General features: G+C 67.1%; 13 protein-coding genes. 9 read left to right on the top strand and 4 right to left on the bottom strand.

The features are described from left to right. Positions 1-155 precede the first annotated feature (155 nt). The 8 genes from pyrR to carB are packed head-to-tail and all read left to right on the top strand — an operon-like array spanning position 156 to position 9,702. Positions 156-749 (top strand): bifunctional pyr operon transcriptional regulator/uracil phosphoribosyltransferase PyrR, encoded by a 594-nt coding sequence (pyrR, locus tag EV193_RS06355; protein ID WP_130343069.1) that lies wholly within the window; start codon positions 156-158, stop codon positions 747-749. Then, positions 746-1,678: an aspartate carbamoyltransferase catalytic subunit gene (locus EV193_RS06360; RefSeq protein ID WP_130343070.1), complete on the top strand. Its 933-nt coding sequence runs from the start codon at positions 746-748 to the stop codon at positions 1,676-1,678. Before pyrR ends, EV193_RS06360 begins: the two co-directional genes overlap by 4 nt. After that, positions 1,675-2,976, top strand: coding sequence for a dihydroorotase (locus EV193_RS06365; protein WP_130343071.1), 1,302 nt, complete (start codon positions 1,675-1,677; stop codon positions 2,974-2,976). The genes EV193_RS06360 and EV193_RS06365 overlap by 4 nt, the downstream gene beginning before the upstream one ends. Next, the gene (locus tag EV193_RS06370; RefSeq protein WP_130343072.1) at positions 2,973-3,482 is read left to right on the top strand and encodes a PH-like domain-containing protein; all 510 of its coding nucleotides are present in this window, start codon (positions 2,973-2,975) and stop codon (positions 3,480-3,482) included. The genes EV193_RS06365 and EV193_RS06370 overlap by 4 nt, the downstream gene beginning before the upstream one ends. Further along, positions 3,479-4,609 carry a glutamine-hydrolyzing carbamoyl-phosphate synthase small subunit gene (gene carA, locus EV193_RS06375; protein WP_130343073.1) on the top strand — a complete coding sequence of 377 codons (1,131 nt, stop codon included), beginning with the start codon at positions 3,479-3,481 and terminating at the stop codon, positions 4,607-4,609. Before EV193_RS06370 ends, carA begins: the two co-directional genes overlap by 4 nt. Continuing rightward, the gene (locus EV193_RS06380) at positions 4,609-5,760 is read left to right on the top strand and encodes an AAA family ATPase (RefSeq protein WP_130343074.1); all 1,152 of its coding nucleotides are present in this window, start codon (positions 4,609-4,611) and stop codon (positions 5,758-5,760) included. Before carA ends, EV193_RS06380 begins: the two co-directional genes overlap by 1 nt. Continuing rightward, positions 5,757-6,392, top strand: a complete 636-nt coding sequence (locus EV193_RS06385; RefSeq protein ID WP_242613179.1) for a DUF4276 family protein — start codon at positions 5,757-5,759, stop codon at positions 6,390-6,392. The genes EV193_RS06380 and EV193_RS06385 overlap by 4 nt, the downstream gene beginning before the upstream one ends. Then, on the top strand, positions 6,385-9,702 hold the full coding sequence (carB, locus tag EV193_RS06390) for a carbamoyl-phosphate synthase large subunit (RefSeq protein ID WP_130343075.1): 3,318 nt from the start codon (positions 6,385-6,387) through the stop codon (positions 9,700-9,702). Before EV193_RS06385 ends, carB begins: the two co-directional genes overlap by 8 nt. 8 nt (positions 9,703-9,710) lie before the next feature. Here the strand turns inward: carB and EV193_RS06395 are convergent, their stop codons facing one another. Further along, a complete protein-coding gene (locus EV193_RS06395; protein WP_242613180.1) occupies positions 9,711-10,502 on the bottom strand; it encodes a protein kinase family protein in 792 nt (263 codons plus the stop codon). 224 nt (positions 10,503-10,726) lie between these two features. Here EV193_RS06395 and EV193_RS33185 point away from each other — a divergent pair, with 224 nt between their 5' ends. Further along, positions 10,727-11,380, top strand: coding sequence for a pentapeptide repeat-containing protein (locus tag EV193_RS33185; protein ID WP_165401264.1), 654 nt, complete (start codon positions 10,727-10,729; stop codon positions 11,378-11,380). Here EV193_RS33185 and EV193_RS06410 read toward each other — a convergent pair. The 3 genes from EV193_RS06410 to EV193_RS06420 form a co-directional block, all read right to left on the bottom strand. Further along, a complete protein-coding gene (locus tag EV193_RS06410) occupies positions 11,370-12,239 on the bottom strand; it encodes a radical SAM/SPASM domain-containing protein (protein ID WP_130343078.1) in 870 nt (289 codons plus the stop codon). The genes EV193_RS33185 and EV193_RS06410 overlap by 11 nt on opposite strands. Then, positions 12,236-12,841, bottom strand: coding sequence for an MvdC/MvdD family ATP grasp protein (locus EV193_RS06415; protein ID WP_130343079.1), 606 nt, complete (start codon positions 12,839-12,841; stop codon positions 12,236-12,238). The genes EV193_RS06410 and EV193_RS06415 overlap by 4 nt, the downstream gene beginning before the upstream one ends. A 204-nt stretch (positions 12,842-13,045) precedes the next feature. Beyond that, positions 13,046-13,300: a hypothetical protein gene (locus EV193_RS06420; protein WP_130343080.1), complete on the bottom strand. Its 255-nt coding sequence runs from the start codon at positions 13,298-13,300 to the stop codon at positions 13,046-13,048. Positions 13,301-13,314 lie beyond the last annotated feature (14 nt).

A 13,314-nucleotide genomic window follows, 5' to 3' on the forward strand; every position in this document is an offset into this window, starting at 1 on the left:
TCAAGCTGATCTCGGTGGTCCGTGTGGGCGAAACGCCTCACACCACCCGGATGGTGGATCCGTTTCGCCTGATACCGTGCGATAGAGCCCCAGGTCCGAGGGTAGATCGACATCCTTTAACGACCCGTCCCGAGAGGCGGGGAAGGAGGTCCTCCGTGGCGCCGCGCAACCGTGGCGCGACGGATCCGGCCGAGCCGCGTGAGCTGCTCTCGGCCGGGGACGTCGCGCGCACCGTCGCCCGAATGGCCCATCAGATCATCGAGAAGACCGCACTCGGCGCGTCCGACGCTCCGCCGATCGTGCTACTCGGGATCCCCACTCGCGGTGCCCCTCTCGCGCACCGGCTCGCCGGCCGGGTCGCCGAATTCAGCGGCGTGACCGTGCCGGCCGGAGTGCTCGACATCACGCTGTACCGCGACGACCTGCGGCGCCGGCCCAACCGCCCGCTGGAGCAGACGTCGCTGCCCGACGACGGGATCGATGGCCGTCTGGTGGTTCTGGTCGACGACGTCCTGTACTCCGGGCGCACCATCCGAGCCGCGTTGGACGCGCTGCGCGACCACGGCCGGCCACGCGCGGTGCAACTCGCCGTGCTGGTCGACCGTGGCCACCGCGAACTGCCGATCAGGGCCGACTACGTGGGTAAGAACGTGCCCACGTCGCGCGAAGAGGAGGTGGCCGTGCTGCTCACGGAGACCGACGAGCGGGACGCGGTGCTGCTGCGCCGCAAGACCGAGGTGGTGTCGTGAAGCACCTGCTGGCCACCGAGGGGCTCGACGTCGGCACCGCGACGACGATCCTGGACACCGCCGAGCGGCTCAAGGCGACACTGCTCGGGCGCGAGGTGAAGAAGCTGCCCACGCTGCGCGGCCGCACAGTGATCACGATGTTCTACGAGAACTCCACCCGGACAAGGGTTTCCTTCGAGATCGCCGGCAAGTGGATGAGCGCGGACGTGGTGAACGTCTCCTCCGGCGGCTCCAGCGTCGGCAAGGGCGAGTCGCTGCGAGACACGGCGCTCACCCTTGCGGCGGCCGGCGCGGACTGCGTGATCGTGCGGCACCCGGCCTCCGGGGCGGCGCACCGGCTGGCCGGCTGGCTGGCCGAGGCGGGCACCAGCGTGGTGAACGCCGGCGACGGAACGCACGAGCACCCCACGCAGGCGCTGCTGGACGCGGCCACCCTGCGCGAGCGGCTGTCCACTGTGGACGGTCGCAAGGTGGTGATCGTCGGGGACGTGCTGCACAGCAGGGTGGCGCGGTCGAACGTGCACCTGTTGAGCGCGCTGGGCGCCGAGGTGGTGCTGGTCGCGCCGCCGACGCTGCTGCCGGCCGGCGTGCGCTCCTGGCCGGCCACCGTGTCGCACGACCTGGACGCCGAGTTGCCGACCGCCGACGCGGTGATGATGCTTCGCGTGCAGGCCGAGCGCATGCACGGCGGATTCTTTCCTTCGGCGCGGGAGTACTCGATCCACTACGGGCTCAACGAGAAGCGGCTCGGCCTGCTGCCGGAGCACGCCGCGGTGCTGCACCCGGGGCCGATGCTGCGCGGCATGGAGATCGCCTCGCGGGTGGCCGACTCGCCGAGTTCGGTGATCACCGAGCAGGTGCGCAACGGCGTGCACGTGCGGATGGCCGTGTTGTACCACCTGCTGGCCGGAGAAGAGGAGGCGGCGTGAAGCCGTTGGTGTTGAAGGGAATCCGGCCGTACGGCGAGGGCGAGCCGGTGGACGTGCTGGTCCGCGACGGCGTGATCGAGGCTGTTGGTTCTGAGATCGGGTCCACGGTCGAGGGTGACGCCGAGGCGGTGGACGTGCGCGGCATGATCGCGCTGCCCGGCTTCGTCGACCTGCACACGCACCTGCGCGAGCCGGGCCGCGAGGACACCGAGACGATCGAGACCGGATCGGTCGCCGCCGCGCTCGGCGGGTACACCGCCGTGTTCGCCATGGCCAACACCGATCCGGTCGCGGACAACGCGGTGATCGTGGAGCACGTGTGGCGGCGCGGCCAGGAGGTCGGGCTGGTCGACGTGCACCCGGTCGGCGCGGTCACCGTCGGGCTCGAGGGCAAGCGGCTCGCCGAGCTGGGCACGATGGCGCGCAGCGCGGCGAACGTGCGGGTGTTCTCCGACGACGGCCACTGCGTGGACGATCCGCTGATCATGCGTCGCGCGCTGGAGTACTCCACCGCGCTGGACGTGGTGATCGCACAGCACGCCGAGGAGCCGAGGTTGACCGTCGGCGCGCAGGCGCACGAGGGCGAGCAGGCCGCGCGGCTCGGGCTCGCCGGGTGGCCCGCGGTCGCCGAGGAGTCGATCGTGGCGCGGGACTGTCTGCTGGCCGCGGCGGCCGGCGCGCGGCTGCACGTCTGCCACGTGTCGACCTCCGGCACGGCGGACATCCTCCGGTGGGCGAAGGCGCGCGGCACCGACGTCTCCGCCGAGGTGTGTCCGCACCACCTGCTGCTGGACGACGCGCGGCTGGCCACGTTCGACCCGGTGAACAAGGTCAACCCGCCGCTGCGCGAGTCCGACGACGTGGCGGCGCTGCGGCAGGCGTTGGCCGACGGCACGGTCGACTGCGTGGCCACCGACCACGCGCCGCACGCCCCGCAGGACAAGGACTGTGAGTGGTCGGCTGCCCGGCCCGGGATGCTCGGACTGCAGACCGCGCTGTCCATCGTGGTGGAGACAATGGTGCGACCGGGCCTGCTCGACTGGCGCGGGGTCGCCCGGGTGATGAGCGAGCGACCGGCCGAGATCGCCGGACTGCCCGACCAGGGCCGGCCGATCGCCGTCGGCGAGCCGGCGAACCTGGTGCTGGTCGACCCGGACACGACCTGGACGGTGCGTGGTGCCGAGCTGGCGAGTCTCGCGGACAACACGCCGTACGAGGGCATGGAGCTGCCCGCCGTGATCGACACCGTGCTGCTGCGCGGGGAGATCACCGTGCGAGAGGGAAAGGTGAACCGATGACCAGGACGTTGCTGGTGCTGCTCATCGCGGCGATCTTCGCGCTGTGCGTGGCCGGGATGCTGTGGGGCTACCGCAACCGCGCGCGACGCCAGGCCGCCGTGCTGCCGCCGTTCCCCGAACCGCCCGCCGACCTCGGCGCCGAGCGGCTGACCACGACCGGCGTGTACGCGAGCACCACCACCGACGCGAGCTGGCAGGACCGGATCGCGATCGGCGACATCGGACACCGCTCCGCCGCCACGCTGCGACTGCACGACGCGGGCCTGCTGGTCGAGCGGGACGGCGCGAGCCCGGTGTGGATCCCCGCCGAGTCACTGGTGCAGAGCCGGACCTCGGCCGGACACGCCGGCAAGGTGATGGGCGGCGACGGCGTGCTGGTGATCCGCTGGCGGCTCGGCGAGCAGTTGCTGGATACCGGATTCCGGGGCGACGACAAGGACGTCTACCCAGAGTGGTCCGACGCGATCACCGAACTCGTTGGCGCACAAGGAAAGGCGGTCTCATGAGCGCGACGTCTCCAGCGGCGCTGGTGCTCGAGGACGGCAAGGTGCTGCGCGGCGAGTCCTACGGCGCGCTCGGCGCCACGCTCGGCGAGGCGGTGTTCTGTACCGGTATGACGGGCTATCAGGAGACGCTGACCGACCCGTCCTACCACCGGCAGATCGTCACGCAGACCGCGCCGCACATCGGTAACACCGGGTGGAACGACGAGGACGACGAGTCGGCCAGGATCTGGGTCGCCGGGTATGTGGTGCGCGATCCCGCGCGCACGCCGTCCAACTGGCGGTCGAAGCGCACGCTGGACGAGGAGCTGGCCCGCCAGGGAATCGTCGGCATCAGCGGTGTGGACACCCGGATGCTGACCCGCCACCTGCGTGAGCGCGGGGCGATGCGGGCGGGCGTGTTCTCCGGCGACGAGCTGGCGAGCGTGGACGACATGGTGGCGCGCGTGTTGGACAGCCCGTCCATGGTCGGCGCCGACCTCGCCGGAGATGTCTCCACCGTGAAGCCGTACGTGGTGAAACCCAAGGGCGACAAGCGGTTCCGGGTGGCGGCCATCGATCTCGGCATCAAGTCGAACACGCCGAGGATGATGGCCGAGCGCGGTATCGAGGTGCACGTGCTGCCGTCGACGTCCACAGTGGACGATCTGCTGGCGATCGAGCCGGACGGCGTGTTCCTGTCCAACGGCCCTGGCGATCCGGCCGCGATGGACGACACGGTGGAGCTGACAAAGGCGGTGCTGGGGCGGCGGATTCCGCTGTTCGGGATCTGCTTCGGCAACCAGATTCTCGGGCGGGCACTGGGTATGGGCACCTTCAAGCTGCGCTACGGCCACCGTGGAGTGAACATCCCGGTGATCGATGTGGACACCGGCCGGGTGGCGATCACCGCGCAGAACCACGGGTTCGCGCTGGCGGGTGAGCCGGGGGAGCGGTTCGACACCCCGTTCGGCGCGGCGAAGGTGAGTCACTACTGCCCGAACGACGGCTGCGTGGAGGGCGTGCGCGCGCTGGACGTGCCCGCGTTCTCCGTGCAGTACCACCCGGAGGCGGCGGCCGGCCCGCACGACGCGGCGCCGCTGTTCGACGAGTTCTGCGAGCTCATGACGAAGTCGGCGAAGGTGTCCTGATGACCATGTTGATCGACCGGCTCAGTGTCCGGAACTATCGGGTGTTGCGGGATGTGACCCTGTCCGATCTCACGCCGTTGACGGTTCTGCTCGGTCCGAACGGCAGCGGGAAGTCGACCGTTCTCGACACGCTGGCGTTCCTCGCCGAGGCGGTTGAGGACGGGCTCGGCACGGCGGTGGGCGCTCGGGGCGGTTTCGGGGAGCTGCGCACCTTCGGCTCGGAGGGGCCGGTGGCGATCGAGTTGGATGTCCGCTCCGAGGCCGGCCGATTCCACTACCGCCTCTCGTTCGACAGTGCGGAGGTGCCGATTGACGAGATTCTGTCGTGGCAATCGGCTGATTCTGAGCTGCGCCCGTTGCTGGAGTTTCGAAACGGAAACGGTGTTACCTACGACGAGAACGCCAACCAAGAGTCGGAAGTGCTCGCCGACGCTAGCCTGCTGGCGCTAGATACGTTTGGTCGGATCAATCGTTACCGGGAGATCGCGGAACTTCGGCGGTTCATTCTGAGGTGGCGACAGGTGAACATCGAGGTGGCTCGCGTCCGAGCAGGTGCAGCGGACCCAGGCGAGCAGTATGGGCTGTTTTCTGACGGCTCGAATCTCGCCTCGGCTGTGGCGAGACTGTGGAATAGCGGTCCCGACGCACATGATGAGCTCGAACGTACTCTGCGAAAGTTTGTCCCGAAGCTTGATTCCGTCGCCCTTGGCTCGGATGACAACGGTTGGTTGATAGTACAAACAAAGGACTTTGCCTTCGAACAGCATGCCGATCCAGACGCGGTTTCGGAGGGAACCCTGCGGTTGTTGGCACAGTTGGTTGCGCTCAGGCAACCACGGGCGTCCGCGCTGATGGTCGAGGAGCCGGAGAACAACGTGCATCCTCGGATGCACTATCGCCTTGCCGAGGAGTTCCGCTTCGCTTCGGCGGATCGACAAGTGCTTGTTGCGACACACGCGCCCAGGTTCGTCGATGCCGTTCGGCCAGACGAGCTGTGGGCGCTGTATCGCGATGACGATGGGTACGCGCGCGTGCGGCGCGCGGCGGATGAGCCCAGACTCATGGCGATGCTCGACGCCGGTGGCTCACTGGGGGAGCTGTGGGCCGAGGGGTACTTCCGGGGCGGTATCGCCGAGGAGGACTCCCCGTGAGACCTTCGTCGCCGGTCACGGTGGAGTTGTTGCTCGAAGAGCCCTCTGCGGAAGTTGCCTTGCGAATCCTCATGCCGAAGATCGTTCCCGGTGTGCAGGTCAATCCAGTGAGCTTCCCCGGTAAGGCCGCGCTGTTGAAGAAGCTTCCTCAGCGCTTGCGTGGCTATGCCACATGGGCGCCCGTAGCTGGTCACAAAGTAGTCATCCTTGTTGATCGGGATGATGACGACTGCAAGGAATTGAAGCACCGGCTCGATGACATTGCGGAGTCGAGTGGACTGGCTGTTGCTTCACGAGGGCGAGTGGGCACCGTACTAAATCGGGTCGTGATCGAGGAACTGGAGGCCTGGTTCTTCGGTGAGGTCGACGCGCTTCGCGCGGCGTACCCGAGATTGCCGGCGAGTATTGGACAGCAGGCAGCCTACCGCGATCCAGATGCGATTCGCGGCGGAACGTGGGAGGCACTGGAGCGAGTGCTGCAGGCTCACGGGTGTCACCGCGAACGGCTGGCGAAGTTGACCGCAGCAGAGGAAATCGCGGTCCACATGGACGTTGATAAGAACAGATCGCGAAGCTTTCAGGTATTTCGTGATGGCTTGCGGCGCCTGGTGAGCGGAGATACAGATGCCTAAACGGACGGATATCCAGCACGTGCTGGTGATCGGCTCGGGGCCGATCGTGATCGGGCAGGCCTGCGAGTTCGACTACTCGGGTACCCAGGCCTGTCGGGTGCTGCGCGAGGAGGGCATCCGCGTCTCGCTGGTGAACTCCAATCCGGCGACGATCATGACCGACCCGGAGTTCGCGGACGCCACCTACATCGAGCCGATCACCGCGGAGTTCGTGGAGAAGGTGATCGCCGCCGAGCAGGAGGCGGGGACGCCGATCGATTCGGTGCTGGCCACGCTCGGCGGGCAGACCGCGCTGAACACGGCCGTCGCGCTGCACGAGCGGGGCGTGCTGGACAAGTATGGCGTGGAGCTGATCGGCGCGGACATCGACGCGATCCAGCGCGGTGAGGACCGGCAGAAGTTCAAGGACATCGTGGCCGCCGTCGGGGCGGAGACACCCCAGTCGCGGGTGTGCCACTCGATGGCCGAGGTGCGGGAGACCGTCGCCGATCTTGGACTGCCGGTGGTCATCCGGCCGTCGTTCACCATGGGCGGGCTCGGCTCCGGCATGGCGCACACGCCGGAGGAGCTGGAGCGGCTGGCGTCCACCGGGCTGGACGAGTCGCCGGTGACCGAGGTGCTGATCGAGGAGAGCGTGCTCGGCTGGAAGGAGTACGAGCTGGAGCTGATGCGCGACAAGCACGACAACGTCGTGGTCATCTGCTCGATCGAGAACATCGACCCGATGGGCGTGCACACCGGCGACTCGGTGACGGTCGCGCCGGCGATGACGCTCACCGACCGCGAGTACCAGCACATGCGAGACGTCGGCATCGACGTGCTGCGTGAGGTCGGGGTGGACACCGGCGGCTGCAACATCCAGTTCGCCGTGCACCCGGAGACCGGGCGGCTCGTGGTGATCGAGATGAACCCCCGGGTGTCGCGCTCGTCCGCGCTCGCGTCGAAGGCCACGGGTTTCCCGATCGCCAAGATCGCCGCCAAGCTGGCCGTCGGCTACACGCTGGACGAGATCCGCAACGACATCACCGGCGAGACCCCGGCGTCGTTCGAGCCGACGCTGGACTACGTCGTGGTGAAGGTGCCGAGGTTCGCCTTCGAGAAGTTCCCCGGCGCCGACCCGACGCTGACCACCACGATGAAGTCGGTCGGCGAGGCGATGGCGATCGGCCGCAACTTCACCGAGGCGCTCGGCAAAGCGCTGCGCTCCATGGAGACCAAGGCGACCGGCTTCTGGACCCGGCCGGACCCTGATCCGTCCACAGTGGACTCCGCGTTGGCCGCGCTCGGCAAGGGCCACGACGGCCGGCTGTACACCGTGGAGCGCGCGCTGCGGCTCGGCGCGACCGTGCGGCAGGTGCACGACGCGTCCGGGATCGACCCGTGGTTCATCGACCAGATCGCCTCCCTGGTGGAGCTGCGCGGCGAGCTGGTGGACGCGCCGGTGCTGTCGGAGTTGTTGCTGCGCAAGGCGAAGCGGGCCGGTCTCGCCGATCGGCAGGTCGCCGCGCTGCGGCCGGAGCTGGCCGGTGAGGACGGCGTGCGGGCGCTGCGGCACCGGCTCGGGATCCGGCCGGTGTTCAAGACCGTGGACACCTGCGCGGCCGAGTTCGCCGCGCGCACGCCGTACCACTACTCGGCCTACGAACTCGATCCCGACGCCGAGTCGGAGATCACCGAGCAGCGCGACCGGCCGAAGGTGATCATCCTCGGCTCCGGTCCGAACCGGATCGGCCAGGGCATCGAGTTCGACTACTCCTGCGTGCACGCCGCGATGTCGCTGCGCGATGCCGGGTTCGAGACCGTGATGGTCAACTGCAACCCGGAGACGGTGTCCACCGACTACGACACGTCCGATCGCCTGTACTTCGAGCCGCTCACCTTCGAGGACGTACTCGAGGTGGTGCACGCCGAGCAGACCGCCGGCACGCTCGCCGGCGTGATCGTGCAGCTCGGCGGGCAGACCCCGCTCGGGCTCGCGCAGCGGCTGGCCGACGTTGGCGTGCCGATCGTGGGCACCCCGCCCGAGGCGATCCACCTCGCCGAGGACCGCGGCAGCTTCGGCGAGGTGCTCACCTCCGCCGGGCTGCCCGCGCCCAAGTACGGCACCGCCACCTCGTTCGCCGGCGCCAAGCGGATCGCCGACGAGATCGGCTACCCGGTTTTGGTGCGGCCGTCCTACGTGCTCGGCGGGCGCGGCATGGAGATCGTGTACGAGGACGCGGCGCTGGCCTCTTACATCGCGCGCGCGACCGAGGTGTCACCGGAGCACCCGGTGCTCGTGGACCGGTTCCTGGACGACGCGATCGAGATCGACGTGGACGCGCTGTGCGACGGCGACGAGGTGTACATCGGCGGCGTGATGGAGCACATCGAGGAGGCCGGCATCCACTCCGGCGACTCGTCCTGCGCGCTGCCGCCGATCACGCTGGGCCGCACCGATCTGGAAGCCGTCCGCCGGTCCACCGAGGCCATCGCCAAGGGCGTGGGCGTGCGCGGCCTGCTCAACGTGCAGTACGCGCTCAAGGACGACGTGCTCTACGTGCTGGAGGCCAACCCGCGCGCGTCGCGGACCGTGCCGTTCGTCTCCAAGGCGACGGCGGCACCGCTGGCCAAGGCCGCCGCGCGGATCATGCTCGGTACCTCGATCGCCGACCTGCGCACCGAGGGCCTGCTCCCGCCGACCGGAGACGGCGCCGAGCTGCCCGCCGACGCGCCGGTCGCCGTGAAGGAGGCCGTGCTGCCCTTCCACCGGTTCCGCACCCCGGAGGGCCACGGCGTCGACTCGCTGCTCGGGCCGGAGATGAAGTCCACCGGCGAGGTGATGGGCATCGACGTGTCCTTCGGCAAGGCGTTCGCCAAGTCCCAAACTGCCTCCTACGGCTCACTCCCCACCACCGGAGCCGTCTTCGTCTCCGTCGCCAACCGTGACAAACGCGCCATGGTGTTCCCCGTCAAACGGCTCGCCGACCTCGGATTCGACATCCTGGCCACCACCGGAACCGCGGAAGTGTTGCGGCGCAACGGGATTCCGTGCACCGTCGTGCGCAAGCACTTCGAGGGCGAGGACAACATCGTGGACCGGATTCTCGCCGGCGACGTGGTGATGGTGATCAACACGCCGTACGGCAACTCCGGCCCGCGCGTGGACGGCTACGAGATCCGCACCGCCGCGGTGTCCCGCGATATCCCGTGCGTCACGACGATCCAGGGCGCGGCGGCGGCCGTGCACGGCATCGAGGCGCTGATCCGGCAGGACATCGGCGTGCGCTCGCTGCAGGAACTGCAGGCCGCGTTGGGGGCGAAGCGATAGCGGCGCACTCAGCGGCGCAGCAGCGTTTCCGCATGCGCCGCGAGCGGGTCCGCGAGGTCGGGAAAGTCGCCGCCGTCGATGCGTCGAAGGAGCCGCGCGATCACGCAGAGCTGGGCAACACGTCCGCCGCGTGAATCGAGTTTGTCCGCGAACAGGGCGCGAACGCGTTCCGCCGTGGGCGGGCGCGCCAGGCTGAAGCAGTACAGCGTCGCGGCGTCGGTTCCCTCGGGGCCACGCCCCCACAGTTCCCAGTCCAGGAGCCCGAACTGGGGACGGAAAAGGTTGGACCAATGGAGATCGCCGTGCACGGTCTCCCATCTGGTGACGGTGGTGTCGGCGTTGGGGCCGAAGCGTTCCGTGATCCGTTCGGCGACCTTGGCCTGGTCGGCGTTGACGCGACTGGTCGGCACGCGGCTGAGCTGATCGAGCGCCTGGGCCAGATGTTCCCACCAGGTGTCGGACAGATCGGGGTCCGTGCGCAGTACGTCGGTGGGCGAGCACGGCTTGCCGGAGAGCAAGGTCATGACCTCGGCGCGCTGATTTCGCCAGTCGAACTCGGACCACTCATACACATCGAGTACGCGAGGTTTGGCAATACCGGTGACTGTGTTCGCGTCGAGAGTTCCGGTCCAATGATCTCCTTGCGCCCACTCGAGTTCTTGGGACACGACCCGCAGCCAACGATCGCCGTCCTGGCTGTAGGCGCGGCTCCCGATCGACCGGAGTCGCCAGCCGTAGACGGGTTCGCCCGCGAGCACGAGCCCGAAGTGGTCGGCGGCGTGGGCGAGGTTGTCGCGCATCCATGCGGCGAACTGCTCGTCGGCGTCCGTCGTGTCGCTCATGTCTCGGTGATGTGCCTCAGGTAGAAAGAGGGGTCGTCGAGGTAGCGCCGCCAGTGAGCGACCAGTTCAAGGTCTGCCCATTTGCTCCGCCGCTGCCCGTGGTCGCCGACTTGTCTCCGTTTCGAGATAGTTGGTGCTGGAGGCTTTCGACTCCTATAGTTCTCGTCGATGTAGGGTCTGGTATGGACTTTCGCACGGTTGCCGGTAAGTCGGTGAGGCGTCCGATCGATGTCGAGGACTTGCCGTCCTCGGACCTCTCTCTGTCCGGCCCGTTTGTGTACAGCGATTGCCAGGCAGAGGACGTTGATCAGTCTGCCGTGGTTGGGCAGGGTTCGCTGCATCATGTGGTGGTATCGCAGTCATCGTTGGCAGAATCCCGGTTCACAGAGCTTGAGTTGTCAGACGTCGCCCTCCGCCATGTCGCCGTGTCGAACGCATCATGGGAGCAAGCGTCGGCGCGGCGAGTGGAAGTCGTTGGCTGCCAAGCGATTGGTCTGCGATTGGGACTGGTCAAGGCGGAAGACCTCTATCTTGAGGATTGCAAGCTTGATTACGCGCGCGTTGATGTGGAACGGCAGCGTGGCGTGGTCGTGTTCCATCGGTGCACGTTCAGGGAGGCCACGCTCGGCGGCGACCTGTCCGGAATGGTGTTTTCGGAGTGCGAGTTCGCTGGGGCGGAGTTCCAGGCCCGCCGGGCCGTGGACTGCGATATGACTTCGTCGCGCTTGGTTGGTGCGTCGGGTCTGCTGACGTTGGCGGGGGCGTCGATAACCGAGGACCAGGCGGTCACGCTGGCTGGGCAGCTCGCTGCCGAGGTGGGTTTCGTCATTTCCTAGGCGGTAGGCAGTTCGGCCGGCAACTGATGGGGTTGCACCGAGGACTGCACGAGGGGTTGCACTCAGGATGGCATCCCGCTGTGTACGGCTCACATCGCGGATCACACTTCGCGGCGGCTCCGCGCTTGCGGAAGCTCGCCGCTAGTTCGTCGCGCACCTCGTGAAGGCGCTTGCCGTTGACGATATCCGATAGCGAGCAATCTTGCACGTTTCCGATGGAAAGCCAGCGGGAGAAGACGCAGGGCCATACCGCGCCGGTCGGAGATACCGCCAGAACCCCGGATGCGCAATTTCCGCATAGCTGCATGGAATCCGGTTTCCGTTGTCGGATGCCGCGACCGATCTGCCGTAGCCGGTCGGTGTCGATTTCTTCAACACCAAGGGCTTTCAGTTCTGCGGCAGCATGGTCTGATCGCTGGCTGTCGTGGATGTCGACTACACCGACCCGCAAGGGGATACCACGGCGCAGCGCTTCGACGATGTTGGCTTTCGTGCGCGTATAACTGCCGCGCCCTTTCGTGATCTTCTCATGCTGGCCGGGTTGGTCGCTGTAGTAGCTGGTGGCCAGGCGCACGCCCGGTTGGCTGAACACGTCCCAAAGCTGTGGTGTGATGTGCGTGAGGTTGCTGTACACCTCGACTCCCAACCCGTTTCCTAGCCCGTGCTCCACAAGGTCGGGCAGTGATGGGTGCAGGGTTGGTTCCCCTCCGATGAATTGGATCATTCTTACGCCGAGCGCGGTGGACTGATCGATGACCCTCGTCCAATCCGCTTCGGTCATGACTCCATTTGTCCCGTGCGGACCGGAATCGGCGTAGCAATGAGTGCAATGGAGTTGACACTTACCGGTGACCCTCAAGCCATACGAACGAAAGCCCTGTTGTCGGCATGATTATTCCTTTCTTCTGCCGTGCAACGGGTTAAGTGTCTGGAGATACATGTAGTGTGTCTGAGTGATTTCGACTTACTGACACAGTGTTTCTGAGGTGCCGTCGTTTCTGAAGTGCCGTCGATCTCGGTGGTGTTCGGACAGGTCCTCGTCGGTGAGCCGCCGAGTGAATCGACCTTCCGAGATCCGTCCGCCATGACCCGGCTGGTGCCCAATGTCTTGTTGATGACACCGGTCTTGCTGCCCTTGGCGAACCTGCGGACCGTGTTGGGATCATTGGAAATCAGGGTGCGCGACACGGTGAGTCCGCACCGGGCGGCGACGGCGAGTTGCAGCGGCTTGTACACCGCATCGGCCGCCCGGTGCGGGTGGTTGACCCAGCGCAACGGCACGGACGAGAGCGCGCCGCCGAACCCCAACTTGGCTTCCCGGTTGGCGTGCTCGCGTCCTGCCCGGGAACTCGAATCGCCGCAGGACTCCGATGCCAGGTCGATCGCAGCGATTCCAGCGCCACCGATCGGTGAGGAGTCCGCAGCGCCCGACCACCGTCCGCCGCCCAACTTGGCGTCCACGGTGAGCTGTCGCGGGAACCACCTCGTGTCGGTCCGGCATCACGCGCACGTGCCGAAAGACCGAATGGTCGTGTTTCAGACGGACGGCGCTTCGGTGTTGTCCACCGCCGCCAAACCTGGACGGGTCAGCGGAAATTGTGCGCTCACCGGGACCAACGGATCGTCGTGAAAAGCGTTGTGTTCATTGTCGAGTCTTTCCTTTCACTATGCGACGTTCTCGTGGTCGGCATGGTCGCGGAATCGTGTGCTGGCTTCCTGGAAAGCGGTCGCGAGCTTTTCGACCATGTCCTCGGAGACGGACAGGCCCAGGGAGTCGACGCCGGAGCCGAACTCGATTTCCAGCGCATCGGCGAACACGTGTTGCTTGATGCTGCACGACGAGTCGAGGCTGACCCATGCGCTGACTGCGATTCCGTTGTGAGTGAACATCGTTGCTCCCGTGGTGTGGCGTGTTGGCACGGCGTGACGGTGGT

The sequence above is a fragment of the Herbihabitans rhizosphaerae genome, assembly GCF_004216555.1.
GTDB lineage: Bacteria > Actinomycetota > Actinomycetes > Mycobacteriales > Pseudonocardiaceae > Herbihabitans > Herbihabitans rhizosphaerae.